At 40.5% G+C, this 1,531-nt stretch carries 2 pseudogenes; both read right to left on the bottom strand.

Annotated elements, in window-relative coordinates:
• Nucleotides 1–161: pseudogene (locus tag GRP75_RS26585) on the bottom strand (ABC transporter permease); the annotation flags it as partial.
• Between the two features lie 51 nt (nt 162–212).
• Nucleotides 213–1,531, bottom strand: a pseudogene (locus GRP75_RS26580) (hypothetical protein); the annotation flags it as partial.

Raw genomic sequence — 1,531 nt, 5'->3', positions numbered from 1 at the left:
AAAGAGGCTTGCGACAATTCGGTCTGGATATCAGCAAAATTGTTTTGTGCCGTTTTAGTCGCCTCCTGGGCTGAAATAAACAGTATAACTACAATCGTAATTAGAGCGATGGTCAAAAATATCCCAGCGGCTACCTTTAAAGCTGTTGATGCGTTATTCATTATTTTTCTCTCCTTAGCTTGTTATTTTGTATTAGTCATAATAGAACTTTCTTACTGAATTTTTTGTATTTGCTCATAATAGTTATCCATTTGAACAAAGCTCATACCGATCAACGGAATCACCAAATATAAAAAGATAAGACCATACATCGGGGCAAAACCTATCATCCTTCCCCAGATAGCCTTACTGTCTATTATTTTTTCATACTCCTGTTTTCTTTGTTCGAAATAGTAGGACATATGGGATTCCAAATCATCAAAGGCCTCTCGAATCGTAATTTTACCTAAAGACAAATGAAGCTTATCCACGAGACGTTGAAATTCCGGCAAAGGTGCCTCTTCTTTTAGCAAGTCGAGAGCTGCCTCTGGCCCGTGTTCAAAATGAAGCAAACATTTTTGCAGAGGTCTTTTGAATATAACTGAAAATCTGTTCAGCCACTCCAATATTTCCTCGACAGACATTCGTTCCATAACCCGTAAAATGGAAATAACCGTTTGAAATTGATACACCTCATGCCTCATATCCAACCGACGCATTTTTCGTTGCAAATATAATAAAAGCATAGGCATTTGATAGGCTACATACCCAACAATCAAACTAATCAGTACTTCCCACCACTTGATGTATTCATCATTCCAATCTTTCAGCTTTTGGAGGATACGCCGAGTATTTGTGGATAGCTGTTCAGGAGTAGCAGTTCCATTAGCATTATGCTCTAAAACAACGTACGTTTGTTCGTATGTGCTGTTCGCCCTCATGTTCAGCGAATGCATGATTTTGCGATCAATCTCACTCTGCTTCGAAGCTTCTTTTTGCTCCACCGGACTTAAACGTCCAAACATTTGACCTGATTGTACTGGGGCGTGAAGGATATGCGTTTTCTCAGCTTCATGTAAAAAAAATATCGTACTGATGCTGAGCACCAATCCCACGATAAAAAGAGCCATTCTGCGTATGTAGAGCCACTCCAGCTTAACCTCCGCACCACTTTCCTTTAATAGACGGGTTATTTGGAAATAAGAAGACATATGCTGACGCGGAATTAAAGAATCCACCACATTACGAATGATGGGAAAACGGTATAGCTTCTGCTCCCAAACCCTCCGGCCTCTACCCGCACGATATCCTGTCTCATCGGTCTGTTGCAGTTTCTGTAACAGGAAATAAGATACGATTATCACAATATAAACGGACAATTTCGTGATATAACCCAATTTTCCCTGATAAAACTCATCCATGGATGGAAAGCTGGATCTCGCCCATGTCTCGATTGGGGTCGTAAAGAAAACAGGTGCCAGTGCGATCACGTTTAGACTTTTTAACAGATAGTCCAGTTTATTTCTTCGCAGCAGCTCCAACTGGATTTCGC

Source organism: Paenibacillus sp. OT2-17 (genome assembly GCF_009827695.1).
In the GTDB taxonomy this organism is placed as follows: Bacteria; Bacillota; Bacilli; order Paenibacillales; family Paenibacillaceae; genus Paenibacillus; species Paenibacillus polymyxa_B.
This window is presented reverse-complemented; position numbering and strand designations above follow the sequence as displayed.